This is a genomic window from Candidatus Leptofilum sp., from assembly GCF_965223285.1.
GTDB lineage: Bacteria > Chloroflexota > Anaerolineae > Promineifilales > Promineifilaceae > Leptofilum.
Map to the genome: position 1 here is coordinate 2219060 of NZ_OZ244997.1, position 18265 is coordinate 2237324.

Here is an 18265-nt window from a genome sequence, read left to right on the forward strand (position 1 = left end):
GTAACATCTTAAACAACACGATAGGTAAGAAAAACGATTCCACATGCGTACTGTTTGGTTTCGTTCAGTTTAAGAGTTGAATGCGCATCAAGCGTAGAAAACAGTGGGATGCCGGAGCCAAAGACAACAGGATTGAGTTTGACAATAATCTCATCAATCAACCCCGCCCGCATAAGCGTTGAGGCAACAACAGAACCACCACAAAGCCAAATTGCACGCTCTGATTCCGCCTTTAATTTTTCGACAAACGGCACGATCCCATTTTGCACCAATTCAACTGCTTCGTCAGGGCTTTTCTGCATTGTGCGAGAAAAGAGGATTTGTCGCATCGTCGGATAGGGGCTGGTTTTTCCTTCCTTCAGGCCTACTTCATACGTCTTGCGACCCATTAGCACGGTTCCAAATTTCTTAAGGTCCTCAAAAAAATCTGACACAACCTCATCGTCCCACTCAAATCCGTCAAAAGAGCCGTCCTTGTGGGCAATAAAGCCGTCTAAGCTAGTTGCTACGTAGTAAATAAGTTCACTCATAGTGCCTCCTATCAATCATTCATTTTGCAAGGGACAAGCGAGCAACAATCTCATCGTCCTCCCACTCATCCATTTCTACAAAGCCAAGTTTGTTGTAAAGATGTTTTGCCGCGAGATTTGTTGGGTCATAGGAAAGTGCAAAGTTTAGGTAAGCATATTTCTCCTTAAGCATTATTATGGCTGCCTGCACTGCTTGTCTGCCATAGCCACGCCTCTGCCAACCTTGGTCAATCAAAATTCCGCCAAGCCAGCAACTACCATCAGCCGGGTCTACTGCCCACATCATAAAGCCAATGACTTGCTCCCCCAAACAAATAGCCAACGGCTGCCAGAGTTTTCCAAAACAACAAAGAGCCAGATAGTGACTTGGGTCAGCAACAAAATCCTGTTGGGTTTCAGCAACTTTCAATTTTGCTATGTCACGCCAGTTATTGGCACCAACTGGCCGCAAAGTGACGCTTGATTCATCATTTTCTGAGACATTAGAATGCATTAGAATTGCCCTCCGGCTCATTCTTCCTGAATATCGGTTCAACTAAAGCTACCCGCGCGTTAGCAGAAGAAATCAATGCTTTGACGCCGAAGGGAACAATAAACTGTGGATCGGTATGCCCAATATCGAAATTGAGGATGATTGGTATATCTGAACGGCCGTACTCATCAACAACAATCTGCTTCACTACTTGGCGAAGCGCCAGCTTTTGCTCCTCTGAGTAGCCACGTGGTCGCCCAATAACCAACCCTTGAATTCTGTCCAGAATCGTTTGCAAACCGTAATTGCGAAGTATCCTCATAACCTGGTCTGGCGTCGGCACCTCTTCTGAGGTTTCAAGCAGCAAAAACTTGTCATCAAAGAAGGATCGAGCGGGCCAGAAATCGGTTCCTTTGAGGAATTCCAAGACTTCGATACAACCACCCCAAAAATAACCTTGTTTATCCTCGCCCTTTTGTAACCAATCCCATCCTGAGTTTTGGGTTAAGACGTTCACCTTGCCGAGATTTTCGGGAATGGCCCAGTCTGGATAGCCTTCAGCGTACGCCTGGTACGGCGCGTACTCATACGTTTGGCCGCTGCTAAACAGCAGCCTGACAAGATGCGCCTTATACTGATCCCCAAACGATTCAATTTGGGCAATTCCTGCCATAATTGTCGGCCCATGAAACGTTACCAGACCCTGAGAAGACAGATACGACAGAAGCGTTGTCGTGTCTGAATACCCCAGCAGCAGCTTCGGATTGGCAAGAATGAGCTCGGTGTTTAAATACGGCAAAATTCGCGCTGAATCATCCCCACCAATCGAAACGAAAATTCCGGCAATTGACTCGTCTGCAAAAGCGGCATTGATATCATCGGCACGCAGTTTGGGATTTTGCGCGAGTCGGTCCGGAGCCATTCGGGCTGTGGGAAACTCTACAGGCTCAAGATGCAACTGAGCGCGCATTTTTTCCAGCCCAGTTTCATAAATGGCTGGAAAAACGTTTGGCCCTCCCCACGATGGCGACACAACAGCAATTCTGTCGCCGCGCTGCAATTTTCGCGGACGCTTAAAATTTGACATTTTTTTTATCCTTTTTGTGTTGTTGTTTGGTTCCGAACGATATTGTGTTGGTTTGTGCGCCTTGATACGGCCGTTTGAAATTGCGCCCAATGCAGCAGCCCACCTATCAGGGCAAACAAAACAAGGTGACCGCAATACAACCATAGGGTGACGCCGCCAATAAGTTCATGGCGATAGACAAACACCATGAACAAATCCAGCCCAGCAGCGGCAATCATCAGGTTGGGAATTTGCCAAAGTCGTTGCCAATCTCGCTCTATCTGGAACCAGAACAGCCCCGCGCCAAATGCACCAAACCAGGCGGCAAAAATACGCACCAGCAGCGGGCTGGTGGGCCAGGGCCAGTGGACCACGGCCGTTTCTGGCCAGCCAATCAGCAGAAAACTCAATCCCAGCACAACCGCTCCAGTAACCGTAGCGATTTGACGAGTCAACGGCCGTACCGGCACCACCACTATCCAATCTGCGCCATCCCGTTCTTGCGCCGCATAAATGCCTAACGCCAGCAGCGGTGCGCCAATGTAAATCAGCAGCCAATACGCCAAGCGGATGCCCGGCGCAAACTTGTCCAGATGCAGCAGCGTTACCAAAGAGATGAGAATGCCCGCCGCCACCAAAATGGGCACCAAATAGCGTGCCGATTCCCACCGATTGCGCCACGTTGCCCAAGAAACGGCCGTTGCGCCACCCAAGTATAACGCCCCAAACAATCCCGCATTTATCGGCGGGTTTATCGGCCAAAAGAACAGCGTTTCCGTCTGGTTGGGCAAAAACATCAAGATCATGGCCCCAACGAACGCATTGAAAGCCACAAACCCAAGAATAAGCCGCGGCCACGACTGTAATTTTGTTGTTTTTACCATCATAACGTCACCTATTTTGCCTGCTCCGTCTCATAAATAGCACCGTAGCTATAATCAATGTCAACACGGGTCCCCCAAAGCAGAATATCTGCACAAGTAAAAAATTTACGTTAATCCCCAACGATTCCATCTTTTGCTCCTTGTAAATGCGTTTCATTTTCACGTAAGCCGTCAAACAGATCATTTTCTACTGTGCGGCCACCGTTTACCAGGCTAAAAGCACGGTAAAAAGATTGCTGCCCATAAAGACGATGGCGCTGCTCAAGCGGCAGCTGAACCAACATGTTGTAACCAGGCAGCTGCGACCGGTGACAACTGATCGCCTGCCAAATTTGGGGCAGATAGGCGGCAGTTTCAATGCGCGTGGTGATGGCCCACCGGGGCCAGGAAACCATGCGCCGCTCTTCGTCGTCAATCGTCATCACCAGCTCGCCAAAAATATCTTCATACAGGTGCGCTATTTCGGCCGTGTCGGCCATGTAGTACAGCTTGGCTACCTGATGCGGTGGCTGCGCCCCATTGCTAGAACTAGCAGCAACAATTGCGGCCATGGTCATTTGGCTAATGGCGATGTGGTCGGGGTGGCCGTAAGCACCATAGGGGTCAAAAGTGACGACGACGTGGGGTTGGAGAAGGCGGATATAATGCGCGATTTGGGAAACGGCCGTTTCCCAATCCACCTCATCCAGCTCACCATCCATATAATCCAGCAAAATCAGCTCCTGCACGCCTAGCACATCGGCAGCCGCACGCAGCTCGCCTGCCCGCAATTGCCCTAACGCTTCCGGGCCGGGATTGGCCGCTGGGTCACCGGGCCAACCTTGCTGGCCGCGCGTGGCCGTGATGACGCTGGTATGCACGCCTTCCGCTGCATACTTTGCCAAAATGCCGCCCGTTCCCAACGATTCGTCATCAGGATGGGCCAAAATGCACATAAGTTTCAACCGATTTTGCTTCGCTAAAAAATCCTTCTGGCTAAGGGCAATCCGTTGCTCTTCTGGCAAGTTCGCAACGGCCGTTACCTCCGTTTGATGTCCGTTTCGTAAAATATCAACTGCATTCATGGTTAATCTCCAGGAGTCGGTTCAGGTAATGTAAGTTCAGGTTGGGATGGGGTTTGTCGCTGCGCGAAACGTCCGTTCACCACCATCACCCCCAGCAAAATCAGTGCGCCACCTGCGTAAGCGGTCCAATCAGGCCGCTCACCCAGCACCACGATGCCTAAAATCAGGCCAAAAATCGGCACCAGATACGCAATCATGGCTAACTGGGTCACCTTGGTAAAAGAAATCAGCCACATGAAGACGACGTAGGTAAGCGCAGTGCAAACCACCACCAACGCCACCACCGCCAGCATGACACCCAGCGAGGGGACGGTTAAAGTGAACGGCCGTTCCCATATCAAAGAGAGTGGTAGCAAAAAGAGGGTAGCCCACCAAAGCTGAGCCGCCGCCGTCACCATCGGCTTGGTCTGCGGCTGGTGCTTTTTAGCAAAAACGCCGCCAATGCCATAGCTCAACGCCGCCGCCGTAACGGCCAAGATGCCGCCAAACATTGCCGAAATGCCGCCGATAATTTGCGGCACGGCCAACAAACCCAGTCCGGCAAATCCCACCGCCGCCCCCAACGCTTTTTGTGGCGTCAGACGATCATCAGCGATGAAAAAGTGGGCGATGAGCATGGTAAACAGCGGGTCTGTGCCGATAAGCAGCGACGCTAGGCCGCTGTCTACATACTGCTCCCCCCAGCTCACCAACAAGTAAGGGAGCGCATTGAGAAAAAGCCCCATGCCAGCAAACCGCCACCATGTCTCTTTCCAGCGAGGAAAACGGAGCTTCTGCTGCCAAAGAACGGCCGTTAATAAGAGTGCCGCCAGCAGTACCCGAACGGCCGCCAATGTAAACGGGGGAATTTCGTGAACCGCAATTTTCATTAACAGAAAGGCCGGTGCCCACAACAGAGATAGCAAAATAATCCAAAGCGATGGTTTGAGCTTCATTGGTTTAACCTCAACTATATATGGTTGATAGCTTAGGCGAGATCGGCTGTTTTCACAGCCAGCAGAAGTGTGATGGATGACGTAACCTTGGTAGGCTGACACCCCTAACAATAGTTAGGCAGCCAGCCGCACTCGCATTTCGTAGGTGCCCATATCCAGCTTTTGATAAACAAGTTTGCCGGTTCGCTGCAACAAATGGAGCATGGATCGGTTCGAGGTCAGCACGTACGCATCAAAGAAGCAAATGCCCTGCGCTACCGCTTGTCGCACCAATGCCTGCACCAGTTGCTTACCAAGCCCTTGTCCCTGAAAACGATCTTCTACCAAAAAGGCGGCTTCGGCCGTTTGGGCATCAGCCGCAACGTAGTAAGCCATCCCCACGATTTGTGGATTGCTGCCTGGAAGTTCTGCCACGAGGAGACGGCCGTTTTCACCATGCAATTTACACACCCAAGCCATATTGTCTCGGCTGGGTCGCCACGGGCGATGATACCGTTTATGTAGCGACGCATCTGAAAGCCGTTCGTGCATCGCCATGATCAAATCGACATCTTCGATTGTGCCGGGTCGAATCACAATATCACGCAGCCCATACGCTAGGCTTGTTTCCGGCACCAGGCTGCGTACTACCGTCGGGTTCATACCAAAAAAGGTCATCAGATTGTCCTCCACGTTCAAAATCAATAACATCTTAAACAGAGGACAGCGGCGTGTCGGCTATCAAAAGTTAGGGGTTGGGGGTTGCCTTGGGCAGCATCCAACGCCTATTTATGCAGATCAAAAAAACATTGGCACGATTAGATGTAGGTTTGGCATGATATGATAGAGGGAAATCTGCCTCATGGGTTTATATTGTGATGGTCCAAGTAAACTTTACAGGAGCAATTTAAGGAGAAACAATGCAAACCCAGCAAAAAAATATTGATCTAGCAAATAACATTCAAATGCCGATGGTTGGATTCGGCACCTACCTTATTCAAGATGAAGATGCGCAATCCCTGGTACACCAGGCCATCCGTGCCGGTTACCGGCATGTCGATACGGCCGAAGGCTATGGCAACGAAAAAGGCGTGGGCTTAGGCATCAAAGCAGCTTTAGCAGAGTTGGGAATTTCGCGAGAAGAGATATTTGTCACCACAAAGCTTTATCCCGGTAATGAAGCGTGGGGGCAAACGCCGAAAACATATGAATCGACCATTGAGTCATTGCAAGCCAGTTTAGCGAGACTCCAACTGAATTATGTTGACCTGTACTTGATTCATGCCCCATTTGCCAAAACAGAACGACTCAACCAATGGAAAGCTCTGATAGAGCTTCAGCGGCAAGGTAAGGTGCGAGCCATTGGCGTGAGCAATTTCAATGAGGCACATATCGAAGAAATCAAGGCCGCCGGACTCCCATTACCCGACGCCAACCAAATTGAGCTTCACCCGTGGTCACAAAAACCAGAATTAGTCTCTTACCTTACCCAAAATGATATTGCTATCATTGCCTATAGCAGTCTCGTACCGCTTTCCAGTTGGCGAACTGTCGCCGGTCAAGATAGTGCCAAAACAGAGCAGATGAAGGCTGATGGCGTTGACTCAAATTCACCATTCAAGGTAATGGCTCAGAAATACGGCGTTTCAGAAGCGCAACTCCTCCTCCGCTGGGGCGTTCAGAAAGGCTATGCCGTCCTGCCCAAAAGTGCCAATGCAGATAGAATACGGCAGAATATCGAATTATTTGGCTTCGAAATAGATGAACAGGATATGGAAGCCATCGCCCAGATGGACAGAGGCGAAGGCGTAGCCTGGAGTTCAGGCGATCCAACAAAAGAGGTTTGATCGAACGAAGGCACGCCAGCTTGTTGCAAAAGTCAAAGCAGTATTTTATTAGGAGCAAAATGACTGAATTTCACAGCCAAAAATATAATATGGAAAAAGGCTGGCAGGCAACATTGAAAGACCTGAATGTTTCCGTTCAAGATGTGCTGCGGTACGCTCAACTGCCTTTGGATTTGCTAATTCGCAAAACACCTGCCGTAACGGCTGATGAATATTTTCGCTTCTGGCACGGGCTGGCTCAGGCATCCAAACATGAGCCAGCCCTGGCTTTGCAATTGGCCAAAAATTTTTGCGCTCATCCTATCGCTCCAGCTATCATCGCCTTCTTAAGCAGCAGCAACTTGAATATGGCTCTTAAACGCACGGCTCATTACAAATCCGTTGTTGCCCCAGTGCGCATGACCGTTGAGCAAACTGATCAGCATACAATCTTGACCTTTGCCGAATTGCCACCAAACGATTCTCTACCTTCGCTCTTTGTCACTTTTGAACTCGTGTTTTGGGTTGAGCTGGCTCGGATGGCTACCCGTGAACATATTGTTCCCGCATCTGTGCACAGTAACTGTGATTTGTCTGAGTTGAATATTTACGAGATGTTTTTGAAAACGCCCATCAGACGTGACGCGGTCAACAGAGTGGTATTCTCTGCTGTGGATGCGCAAAAGCCATTTCTGACTGTAAATCACGCCATGTGGGCTATCTTGAAGCCAGCATTTGACAAACGAATGAAAGATCTGGCACAAGATGCCTCATTCCGCGAGCGAGTGCGGGCGTGCCTGCTCGAAATGTTAGCCAGTGGTCACTACTCTGTGGCATATGTTGCCTCAAAATTAGCCATTAGCAACCGAACCCTACAACGCCGACTGAGAGAAGAAGGAACAACATTTCAGAAGGTGCTGGATGAACTGAGAGAAGAGTTGGCCCGTCATTATCTTTCCGCAACTGATTACAGCAGTGCGGAAATATCCTTTTTGTTGGGGTATGAAGAACCTAATTCATTTTTTCGAGCGTTCCGTGCCTGGACAGGACAAACCCCCGAAGTTGTTCGTGCGAATAGACTTTCCCCACAGAAAGCTACCTGACAACCAAAAACATCTCAACCTCTGCCAATCCAGTTTCTGCCGTTACCGTACCTGTAAACACAATGTCTGCCGAAATAGCCGGATCATCAGCCACATCCGGTTCCAGGCTGATGCGCACGCCAGTTACGTTAATGGCCAAATTATCAACCAGCACATCGGCGTAGGTAATACGGCCGTTTCCCACTACCACTTCCGCCACATTTTCCGGGTCGGGCTGGTCGACAAAGTCAAACCACAGTTCGTAATGTAAACCATCTGGCGGCTCAGGTACCTCGTCCAGCGACAGCGTGTAACGGCGCAGGTTGTTGCCGTCTGGCTCGGCAAAGCGCACCGTCCCGACGGGAATGGCGTCTTCAACTACCTCGGCTGTGGGAACGGCCACTTCGATTTCGCTCAGTGCAGGTGTATCCGCCACCCCATCTTCCCTATTGCCAAGCCACAGCACCAAGCCCACCGCCAAAATCACTAGCAGTATGCCCCCACCCGGCAGCCAGGGCAGCAACGGCCGTTTTGATTTAACAGCATCACTTGGCACGGTCGGGGTTTGTGGCAAAACGGCCGTCTGCTCATCCAAAATCTGTGTCGTATCCGGTTCAATGCTTACCGATTGCAAAGCCGTCAACATTCCCGCCGCCGATTGATACCGATCTTCCGGCAATTTGGCCATTGCCTTGCTCAAAATCTCATCCACCACCGGCGGCAGCTCTGGATTGACAGAGAGTGCAGGCGGCAGCGGCTCAACCACCAGCTTCATAATCACGGAGAGCGGCGTTTCACCCAGGTACGGCCGTCTGCCCGTCACCATCTCATACAGCATCACCCCCAGGCTGTAGATGTCACTGCGGGCGTCCACCTTTTGCCCCTGTGCCGCCTCTGGGCTCATGTAAGCAGGTGTGCCCGCAATCGTGCCGCTGATGGTGATGGTGGCATTGTCCAACAGGCGCGTCAGGCCAAAATCGGTGATCACCGGATGCTGCTGCGCCTCGTCAGCAAATATCACATTGCCCGGTTTGATGTCGCGGTGGATACGGCCGTTTTCATGCGCGTACGCCAACGCCCCCGCCAGCTGTGTCGTCAGCCGCAGTGCCTCGTCCACCGGCAGCGTGCCACGCTCATCCAGCACCGTTTCCAGTGTCTTCCCTTCGATGAAATCCATCACCATGTAATACCAGCCATCGTCTACGTCAAAATCAATGACGCTAACGATGTGTGGGTGACGCAGGTTGCCCAACCCCTGCGCTTCACGCTTGAAGCGTTCCAGAAATTGCGTATCCTCGGCCAGATGGCTGTGCAGCACCTTCACTGCCACATTGCGCTCAATTGTCGGCTGGCGCGCTTTGTATACATACGCCATGCCCCCTTGGCCTACCCGATCTAGCAATTTGTATTTTCCAAGTTGTCGGCCTGTTAGGTCCATTGCAAAATCCTTGAGATTGGAGATTGGAGATTGAAAAGCATAGAAAACTCTGATCTCCCTAAACACGGTCCAGCCGCTTCACAAACAGCAGCGCACCCAGGGCAAACAGCGCACCCAGCACCACCTGATATCCCCAAAAGCGCAGCAAATCCGTCTCTGAGTCACCGTAGGGCAAGAACAGGTCATCTGCCGGAACGGCCCGATTGGTGCAGGCGGGCGTGTCCGTCTCCACCAGTGCCAATGAGTTCGGGTTCAGCGAGCCTGTCGCCGGGTCGAGGGTCGCGTTGCTTGTGTCCAGCGCAAACTCATTGCCGCACACAATCGTCGCCTCTGCCTGCGCCAGAATGTCCACCGTGGTGCCCATTGCCAACGTTGCCCAGCGGGTGGCGGCAATGTAGCTTTGGAACTCAATCGGCTTGTCGCGCAGGTTATGAATGGCACCGCCAAAGATGTATTGGAAAAAGACGACGACAAGGACTAGGTAAACGGCCGTTGTTGAATCACGCGAAACGGCCGAAATAAACAGCCCCGTCGCCACCCCCACCATCACCGTTAGCCACAGCGTGACCAGCAGCTCCAAAAACCCTTTGAGCAGCACGCCATTCCCCGGCAGTTCCACCTGCAACGACAAAATCAGCAGGTAGAGCGCCACCTGCGCCAGGGCAAACAGGCCAAACACCAGCAACTTGCTGCCCAGGTACGGCAGCAGCCGCAAATTAACCATTCGCTCCCGCAGATAAACAGAACGCTCCTTCAACAGCTCCTGCGAGCCGCCAAATGCGCCCACAAGAAACGCCAGAATGCTCATGCCAAAGCCAAAAATCTGGGCACTGACGGCGGGCAGGTAGTTGCTACTGAGCGTTTCCGCCGCCTGCGCCGCATTATTCAGGATGGCCGGGTCGCCCACAAATTCAAACGTTTCCGAGGCGGAGCCTTGCAAAATGCCAACCAGCGGCATCACCAGCAGGGCCACAAAAAAGGCAATCGGGTCGCTCAGCGTCAGGCGGAACATGCGCTGCGACAGCGTTAGCAGTTGGCGCAGTGCCAACCCTGGCGCAAATCGCTTTTGGCGCGCTTGGCCGGCTGGCTGGGCAGGCTGCGTTTGCTGCCGCCCTATCACGTATTCCTGAAACGCTTCTGGCTTGTCTTGTGTAAACATTTGCCGCCAGGTGCTGCCATTGTGCTCAATCTTTTCGTAAATGTCGGCAAAATCGTCTACCAGGAAGAATTTCTGCGCCGCCTCAGGAGGACCAAAATAAACCAGCTGCCCCTGCGACAGCAATCCGACGTGGTCCACCTGCACAATATTGGCCGTGGCGTGGGTAATCAGCACGATGGTGCGCCCTTCGTCTGCCATGCGGCGTAGAGTGTACATCAGCTTCTTTTCCAAACCCGGATCAAGCCCGGAGCTAGGCTCATCGAGGAAGAACAGCTTGGGATCGGCAATGAGTTCAGCGGCGATGCTGACCCGCTTGCGCTGACCGCCGCTGAGCTTGTCGATGCGGGTGCGCCGAATGCGCTCGCTGTTCATTTCCACCGTTTGCAACGCCTGGGCGATGCGTTCGTCCCGCTCGTCAGCGGAGATGTCTGCTGGTAAGCGAAGTTTGGCAGCAAAGCGCAGCGCGTCTTCTACCTTCAACGTGGTGGGCAAAATATCGTATTGGGGCACGTAGCCGATTTGGTTGCGGAAGCTGTCGTAATTGGTATAGAGATCACGGCCGTTTACTAAAACCTGCCCCTCCGCCGGACGAAACCCATTTAGCGCGTCTAGCAGCGTGCTTTTGCCCGCACCGCTGCCGCCCACCAACGCCACAAACTCGCGTGGCATAACGGTCAGGCTAACATCATCCAAAATACGCAGCGGGCCGTTTTTGGTTTTGACATCCTTATGTACCCCCACCACATCCAGCCGGAATCCCTGGCTGTCGAACTGAGTGAGTGCTTCACCATCGAAAGTGAAGAGATGCGGGCCAATTTGCACCACGTCCCCGGCTTGCAGCCGCGCTTGTCGGGTAGGTGCATCGTTGACCCAGATGGCCTCGACGCCAGCGGCGGCGCGCAGCGAATGACGCCCCTCGCCAAACCGCTCCACGTAGGCGTGTACACGGGCAATGGTGGGTGACTCCAGCACGATGTCGCATTCTGGGGCGCGGCCAATGGTGAGCCGCTCCACTTGCAGCAGTTGGGTGCTGGTGATGCCAACACCAAAACCATCCAGCGGCGCATGGGCTTCGTTGGGATTGTGGAAGGTGAAGCCGACCGATTTACCAAAGCGCTCCTCGCCAATGCGCAGGATGTCGCCATCGTGGATGGGCGTGGGGACGTTGGGGCTGAGGCCGCGATTGTTGAGCCGGGTGCCGTTGGTGCTAGTCAAATCAACCACCACGTACCCTTGGGGCACGCGTCGCAAGGCAAAATGCTGCCCGGACACGAAGGACAAATTGGTTAAGGCCAGATCAGCGTCGGGGCTGCGGCCCACCAGGAAATCATCGCTGTTGAGCACGGCCGTTTTTTCTGCCTGCCCTAGTTGGTGAATGGTGAGGGAAACGGCCGTGGCCGTACCTAGTTTTTGGCTCCTCTGGCTATCTTCTTCTGGTTGAACTGTTACTGTGTGCATCTTTTTTTCTCCATGGTGGGCGGCTGCTTCTGTTTTTGGCAAACCGCCTTGCCATATAAAATCGGGTAACTGCGCCCGCGCCGCCTTGGCACCTGCGGCGATAATCTGCGGGATTTTATCTGTGTCAGTCAGGCCAACGTCTTCTGCGAACTGCACCGTCACCGGCAAAATTTCGGCGTGGTGTGCCGCGTGGTGGAAGGCAAAGTTGGCCTTCCGCAAATTGTTGATCTGAATGCGGGCCATCCGCGCTGCGTATTGGCCGATGGCGGTAACGGCCGTATCAAACGGATTCTCAAACCCCACCGCCACAATCAAATTGGCCCCTTCGCGCACGGCCACATCCACTGGCAGTGGATTAGTCGCCCCGCCGTCGATGAGGGAGCGAGCATTCACTTCCCACGGGGCAAACACAATGGGAATGCCAATGCTGGCCCGAATGCCGTCCACCAGCCGCCCGCTGCTAATCGTCACCGGTTCGCCGCTGTGCAAATCAGTTGCTGCCAGGAAAAGCGGTAGTTCCGTCTCGGCAAAAGTTGTATCGCCCAGCACATTTTCTAGCTGTTGCAGAATCAACCGATCGTCGATGAGGCCAAACCGTTCAGCCCGAAAGCCGAGCAGCCGGGGCAGCAGTGCCCGTCGGATCGAGGGGAAATGACGCTGTTGGGCCAATTCGGCCGTCCACAACTGCTGTGTTAAGGTCGCCGCTTCCTCCTGGCTGTAGCCCAGAGCGATGGCCGTGGCATACAGGCTGCCGCCGCTGCACCCCACCGTTAGGTCAATGGGGATGCCCGCCTCGCGCAGCACCTGCCACACCCCTAACGCAGCGGCGCATTTCAGCCCACCAGAGCCGATGACGAGGGCGGTGCGATTGGGGGATAGCTGGTTGTTCATGTCGTCACTCGTGTTTGGTAATCCGTAATCCGTTATCGGTAATCGATGAACGAATTACCGACGACCGTTCACCGATTACCGACTGCAAATAAGGTAGCTGCGCTGCCATTGCCTCTTCCCCGGCGGCAATGATGGCCGGGAATTTGGCGGTATCGAACAGGCGGATGCGCTGGCGAAATTGGGGCATCAGCAGCAAAAGTTCTGAATGATGGTTCAGGTTGTAAAAGGCGAGCCGCGCCTTCAACAGGCTATTGGACATGATGCTGCTGAGTTGAAAAGCGTAGCGCAGTGGCGAGTCCATATTTTGCTGGTAAGGTGTTTCAAAACCGAGAGCGATGATTACATCTGCGCCTTCGCGCATGGCCACATTGATCGGTAACGGGTCAGACAAGTAGCCATCTACCAGTAAACGGCCAGTTCGACCTCGCTCCGTGCAGGCGTTCACTTCCCAGGGTGCAAACACAAACGGAATCGCGATGCTGGCTCGAATGGCGTCGGTGAGACGGCCGTCTCGCAGCACCACTTGTTCCCCCGTGCCAAAATCCGTCGCAGTGATAAAGAGCGGCAGATGCGTCTGGGCAAAGGTATGTTGGCCAAAGGTCTCGTTCAGCCGCTGCAAAATGAGCTGGTCGTCGCGTAAGCCAAAACGGCCGTCGAAGCCCAATCGTTTAGGAAACAGCGCCTGCCACAACGCCCGGTTGTTACGCCGCCCGGTGAGTTCGCGGGTCCAAAGCTGCTGGGTGAGGCGTGTGGCCTCAGCAACAGACCAGCCCAAAGCGATAGCTGTCGCAAAAAGTGCGCCACCGGAACAGCCCACCACCAAATCCGGGACAATGCCTGCCTGCTGCAAAACGTGCTGTACGCCCAGTGCGGCGGCACATTTCACGCTGCCTGCGCCAACGACTAGCGCAATCTTTTTACGTCTCATTGTTTATCACCTGCGATTATTGGCTTACGCGCTGGGCAGTGGCCCTGGGAAAAAGCTGGCGGTGGCACTGACCACATTGGGATACACCTTAATGATGCTGTCTACCCCAGCCAAGTTCAGGACGTATTTCACGCGGCCACGGGCGTTGGCCAGACGTATGTCGCCGCCCTGCTGCCGCGATAGCTGCGCCGTTTGCACTAGCACTTTAATGCCTGCGCTGCTGAGAAAATCCACCTTTTTCAGGTCGATGACCAGACGGCCGTACCCATCATCCACCTGTCCCTGTACCGCCTGTAAAAACGAGGGTACGGTAGCTGCATCGAGACGGCCGTTCAGCGAAAATATGGCAATGTCGTTGTAATATCTTGTGCGAAGTTCCATGATAATCTACAAAACCATCACCACACGGGGTACAAAGCGGTGTCCTCCGCCTCATTGAGACGCATGTCCTGACCAGCCTCTGCTGGCTGATGAGTGAGCGGCTCGCCAAAAATCGAGCGTTCTAGCGCCGCCTCATCAAAATCGAACTGCACGCAACCTGCCAAAAAAAGCAGCAGCAAAATGAGCAGGATTGTTTTTTTGTTCATGTTTCACTCCAGAGATTGGTAATCGGTGAACAGTAATCGGTCATCCGTAAAAAGATCACCGATTACCGATAACGGATGACCGATTACCAATTACTCAGTTACCGTAATCGTCGCCGCCATGCCGCTGCCATCGGGCGAGCCGTGCAGGGTGCAGTAGTAAATGTAGGTGCCAGGGGCATCGAAGGTAAGCGTCACTTCCTCCCCTTCATCAAACAGGCCGGTGTCAAAACTGCCATCGGCGGCGGTGGCTGAGTGGCGTGGCCCGCTATCTTTGTTGACCCAGGTAACGGCCGTTCCTGCCTCTACCGTGATTTCATTGGGCACGTAAGCAAAGTTTGCCATCTCGATAACAACTGGGGCCGCCGCTGCGGGTGCTTCTGTGGGAACAGCTTCCACTGTAGGTGCTGCTTCTGTTGCTGCCGCTTCAGCCTCCGGGGCTTCTTCGGCTGGCGCAGCGGCCACATTTGCTCCCTCAGCGGCAAAGAACTCAAAGGAAGCCATGTTTTGCCCATGCACGTAAGCCGTGATAATGCCACCCTCGTCCGGGATGGGAGCGACGGCTCCATCGCCATTCGCATCAACCCCGTTCAAAGCGGCGTCTAGCAGGGCAGCCAGCTCTTCCGCGGCGGGCTGTGCTTCGGTGGCCGAATCTGAGGCGATGATGCGTAATGCTTCGCTAATGGCGTCGTCGAGGCGACTCAAGGCGTTGTCACTGCTGATGAGTACATGCCCGGCGTGCAGTTCCACTTCGGCCGTAACGCCATCCGCCGCCAAAGCCAGATTGGTGTGCTCTTTGGCTCCATTCAGGTAAGGGATTACGCCAAAGCCATCACCGGGATTTTGCGCCACGGTGTCCCCGTCCAAATCGCCAAAGTTAGGGCCTGCTTCACCATCCAAAATGTTGATGACGTGCTCCGCGTGCCGCTGGGCTTCGCGGATGTTGTCATTGGCCAGTTCATCCAGCAGGAAGCCAGTGTGTTCCATAGCATGATGGATTTGCCCCTGCGCCCCAATGAGGAACGCACTGCCATCGGGATTGCCCGCAAAGGCGGTGACGACGTGGCGGATGTGCAGCAGCGAGCCGGCAGGCACGGTGCCGTTGAGAGCAATCGTGCCAATTTCGCCATCGTCTACGTCATTTGGCTCTACGCTGATGAAGGCGCTGCTGTACGCTGCCAGCAGGTTTTGCTCAACACTGCCGCTGAACTGGACATTGCCGTCAGCGACCTCAAACGGACCCAGGTTGAGCGTGTTAAAGCTGTCATCAACAAGCCACAGCTCGTAATGGGTGCCTGCTGCAGGAGCGGTGATACCTTCCAGGAGCAACTGGAAGCTGCCTGCCGGGGCGCTGTCGCTGTCACGGAAGCGCAGGACGCCAAAACGTTGCGGGGCTGGCTCTGCTTCTACCACGGGAACGGCCGTTGCCGTTGGCGGTAGCGTGGGGTCAGCTGCTGCTGGCAGTTCGGTAGGAACGGCCGTTGGCTCGGTGGGTGGGGTTGTGGGATTGACGGCGGCTTCTTGAGGAACGGCTGTTGCCGTCACGTCTGGCTCATCACTCTCATCCGCACAGGCGGCAAAAGCGAAGAGAAGGATCAAAAATAAGAAAAACAACTTTTTACGAAACATGTTTACTCCTTAAATTCCGCCGGGGGCTAAAGCCCTCGGCTACTAGGGAAAGCCCTTTCAGGGCTAGAAATCAGCCTCAAAGAGGGGTTCATACATGGGCCCATACCGTTTTCGACTGGGCATCTAAATAACTGAATACTGAATACCGATTACGGTTCACCGACCACCGGGATGGCAGCCATGTACTGCGTGTGCTGGTAGGCGGTGAAGATGCCGCCTTCGGCCGGGGCGATTTCGCCATCGCCGTTGTTGTCTGCGCCGTTGAGCATCAGCGGGCTAAGCTGGGTGATGGTGTCTACGTAGGTGCCTATGTCGCCTACGCTGTCGGCGGCCAAAATTTGCAAGGCCGCTTCCTGAATTTGGGTGGCCCAGGCCAGGGCATTGTCGGTGGCTAAGACCACATGGGTGCTGTGAATCTGGATGGCGTTGGTGGCGTCAGGCGCGTTGGCGGCGGTAACGGCCGTTGCCTGCACCGCTGCCACGTAAGGCAAAATGCCAAAGCCATCCCCAGGATTTTGGACACCATGCACGCCGTCTAGGTCGCCAAAATAGTCCCCCTGCGCCCCGGAGAGCAGGTTGACGATATGTTCGGCGTGCCGCTGGGCATCGGCGATGCTGAGCAGGTCGTACGCCGTTTGCACAAATTCGGCGTGGCGCAGCAGCTCCTCCGCCTGCAACCGGGCACCGAGGCCGTAGGCTGCGGGCGCGTCGCCGCTCACCACGGTGATGGCGCGAATGTGGGATAACGCTTGCGGCAGTTGTTGGCCGCTGAAAACGGCCGTTCCCGGCGACGGATCGTCATCAAACTGTGGCTCCGTGGTGAGCTGAAAGCCATCGTACAGACCCAGCAGGTTGCGACCATTGGCATCGGTGAATTGGAGGGTGATACGGCCGTTGCCATCTGGCATCACCTGCCCCAATGAGAACGTGGTGTTGGTTTGGCTGTCGGTGAGCCACGCTTCGTAGGTCGCGCCAGCGGTTGGCGCAGGAATACCGTTCAGAAGCACCGCTACAGAATCGCTGGGCACTACGATGTCAAAAAAGGAAACCAGACCCACGACTGTTTGTTCTGGCGCAGCTGGTTCCAGCAGATCGACTGGGGGTGGTGGAACGGTTGGCGCAGGCGTTGCTGTGGGAGGTACGGGGTTTGGCGTGGGTGCCGCCGCGGCGATGGCCGCATTTTCGGCGTTATCTGCCAAAACGGTGACCGTGGTGGACATGCCACTGCCGTCTGGCGAGCCATGCAGCGTGCAGTAGATAAGATAGCTGCCCGGTTCGGAAAAAGTGGTGGCAAAACTTTCACCTTGGAAGAAGTTATCACTGGCTACGCTGCCATCTACAAAGGTGATGTTGTGCGGTGCGCCGTCCTGGTTTAGCCAAACCACCTCTGTCCCGGCGGTGACGGTGAGGTCGGCTGGGGTAAAAGCAAAGTTTTGCAGAAACGCTTCGCTGGTTGTGGGGTCAGCGGAATTATCTTGGGTTAAAGCGGTATCGGATTGGGTGGAAACGGCCGTTGCCGCCTCTGGCGTCTGCACATACCAAATAATGTAGGTGGCAACGCCCGCAATGAGTGCGGCCGTCCAAAAAACGAATGTGGCCCACATCCAGTAGCGCAAGCGGCCAATTTTGCGGGGCAAAATCTGGTGCCCAGCCAGCAAGCAATAGAAGGCCAGCCCTTCGGCGATTAAACCTAACCCAGCATGAAGTGCCACCACCAGATAGTAGGCATCGCCGGGGCGCTGGGGCAGCGTGCTAATCACACGCTGCCCCATAAAGGAAGTGATCATCACGGAGACAATCAGGAAGAGGTTCAAGATCACGACCGGGGTCTGAATCCAGTCGTGCAGCTTGTATTGACCACGTCGCTGGGCGATCACGCCGATGCAAAGTGCTATAAAAAGAGTGATTTCAGCCAGCAAGGTAAAATCGGTGATGAAGCTGGCGTTTGTGCCTAAAAAGCCTGATTGAAACATCATGTATTTCCTTGTTTTCGGTTGGCAATAACAGAAGCGTCGTGCATGGCGCACGTATAAATTTTGTCTGAAGAACGGTAATGGTGTCATCGCCGGTTTTGCTTGAACGAAGGCGCAATGTCAGTAACAGGATAGAGGGGATTTGTGGCTGACACACCCAGCCGACGTTAGCTATTCTGATGACAAAATGAGGGGGATTTACACTAACTTTTGTTAGGGGAGTATGCTTTTCTCTGGCTGGCTGCTGTTGCGTATTCTATAAAACCGTAACTTTTGATAGTTTGCTACACCATCGATAGACCAGAGGCAAAACCAACTTTTGCAGGCTGTAACCGGTGGTGCAGTGGTTTATGGTGATGGTTTGACA

16 protein-coding genes are annotated in these 18265 nt (G+C 53.9%); 2 read left to right on the plus strand and 14 right to left on the minus strand.

Going from position 1 to position 18265, the window contains the following annotated elements; translation table 11 throughout:
• Positions 1-8: 8 nt before the first annotated feature.
• The 7 genes from ACOQPU_RS10215 to ACOQPU_RS10245 form a co-directional block, all read right to left on the minus strand.
• On the minus strand, positions 9-530 hold the full coding sequence (locus ACOQPU_RS10215) for a dihydrofolate reductase family protein (protein ID WP_420645009.1): 522 nt from the start codon (positions 528-530) through the stop codon (positions 9-11).
• A gap of 19 nt (positions 531-549) precedes the next feature.
• Positions 550-1023: a GNAT family N-acetyltransferase gene (locus ACOQPU_RS10220; protein WP_420645010.1), complete on the minus strand. Its 474-nt coding sequence runs from the start codon at positions 1021-1023 to the stop codon at positions 550-552.
• On the minus strand, positions 1013-2089 hold the full coding sequence (locus ACOQPU_RS10225) for a S66 family peptidase (RefSeq protein ID WP_420645011.1): 1077 nt from the start codon (positions 2087-2089) through the stop codon (positions 1013-1015). Before ACOQPU_RS10225 ends, ACOQPU_RS10220 begins: the two co-directional genes overlap by 11 nt.
• Positions 2090-2094: 5 nt before the next feature.
• The gene (locus ACOQPU_RS10230) at positions 2095-2955 is read right to left on the minus strand and encodes a hypothetical protein (protein ID WP_420645012.1); all 861 of its coding nucleotides are present in this window, start codon (positions 2953-2955) and stop codon (positions 2095-2097) included.
• Positions 2956-3062: 107 nt separating this feature from the next.
• Positions 3063-4016, minus strand: a complete 954-nt coding sequence (locus ACOQPU_RS10235) for a PIG-L deacetylase family protein (RefSeq protein ID WP_420645013.1) — start codon at positions 4014-4016, stop codon at positions 3063-3065.
• A gap of 2 nt (positions 4017-4018) precedes the next feature.
• Positions 4019-4951, minus strand: a complete 933-nt coding sequence (locus ACOQPU_RS10240) for a DMT family transporter (protein ID WP_420645014.1) — start codon at positions 4949-4951, stop codon at positions 4019-4021.
• Positions 4952-5065: 114 nt separating this feature from the next.
• The gene (locus ACOQPU_RS10245; protein WP_420645015.1) at positions 5066-5608 is read right to left on the minus strand and encodes a GNAT family N-acetyltransferase; all 543 of its coding nucleotides are present in this window, start codon (positions 5606-5608) and stop codon (positions 5066-5068) included.
• 242 nt (positions 5609-5850) lie between these two features.
• On the opposite strand from ACOQPU_RS10245, the gene ACOQPU_RS10250 reads away from it, so the two are divergent.
• Both ACOQPU_RS10250 and ACOQPU_RS10255 read left to right on the plus strand, forming a co-directional pair.
• Complete coding sequence (locus ACOQPU_RS10250) at positions 5851-6777, plus strand: aldo/keto reductase (RefSeq protein WP_420645016.1); 927 nt, start codon at positions 5851-5853, stop codon at positions 6775-6777.
• 59 nt (positions 6778-6836) lie between these two features.
• Positions 6837-7859 (plus strand): helix-turn-helix domain-containing protein, encoded by a 1023-nt coding sequence (locus tag ACOQPU_RS10255; protein WP_420645017.1) that lies wholly within the window; start codon positions 6837-6839, stop codon positions 7857-7859.
• On the opposite strand, the gene ACOQPU_RS10260 is transcribed toward ACOQPU_RS10255, so the two are convergent.
• The 7 genes from ACOQPU_RS10260 to ACOQPU_RS10290 all read right to left on the minus strand — a co-directional run bounded on the left by ACOQPU_RS10260 (position 7852) and on the right by ACOQPU_RS10290 (position 17901).
• The gene (locus ACOQPU_RS10260; protein ID WP_420645018.1) at positions 7852-9276 is read right to left on the minus strand and encodes a serine/threonine protein kinase; all 1425 of its coding nucleotides are present in this window, start codon (positions 9274-9276) and stop codon (positions 7852-7854) included. The genes ACOQPU_RS10255 and ACOQPU_RS10260 overlap by 8 nt on opposite strands.
• Positions 9277-9334: 58 nt before the next feature.
• Positions 9335-12784, minus strand: a complete 3450-nt coding sequence (locus ACOQPU_RS10265; protein WP_420645019.1) for an ATP-binding cassette domain-containing protein — start codon at positions 12782-12784, stop codon at positions 9335-9337.
• Positions 12785-12788: 4 nt separating this feature from the next.
• Entirely contained in the window at positions 12789-13712 is a 924-nt protein-coding gene (locus ACOQPU_RS10270) for a patatin-like phospholipase family protein (protein WP_420645020.1), read from the minus strand.
• Positions 13713-13736: 24 nt separating this feature from the next.
• Complete coding sequence (locus tag ACOQPU_RS10275) at positions 13737-14093, minus strand: STAS domain-containing protein (protein WP_420645021.1); 357 nt, start codon at positions 14091-14093, stop codon at positions 13737-13739.
• Positions 14094-14110: 17 nt separating this feature from the next.
• Complete coding sequence (locus tag ACOQPU_RS10280) at positions 14111-14299, minus strand: hypothetical protein (protein WP_420645022.1); 189 nt, start codon at positions 14297-14299, stop codon at positions 14111-14113.
• 90 nt (positions 14300-14389) lie between these two features.
• Positions 14390-15925, minus strand: a complete 1536-nt coding sequence (locus ACOQPU_RS10285; RefSeq protein WP_420645023.1) for a cupredoxin domain-containing protein — start codon at positions 15923-15925, stop codon at positions 14390-14392.
• A gap of 149 nt (positions 15926-16074) precedes the next feature.
• Complete coding sequence (locus tag ACOQPU_RS10290; protein WP_420645024.1) at positions 16075-17901, minus strand: plastocyanin/azurin family copper-binding protein; 1827 nt, start codon at positions 17899-17901, stop codon at positions 16075-16077.
• Positions 17902-18265: the final 364 nt, after the last annotated feature.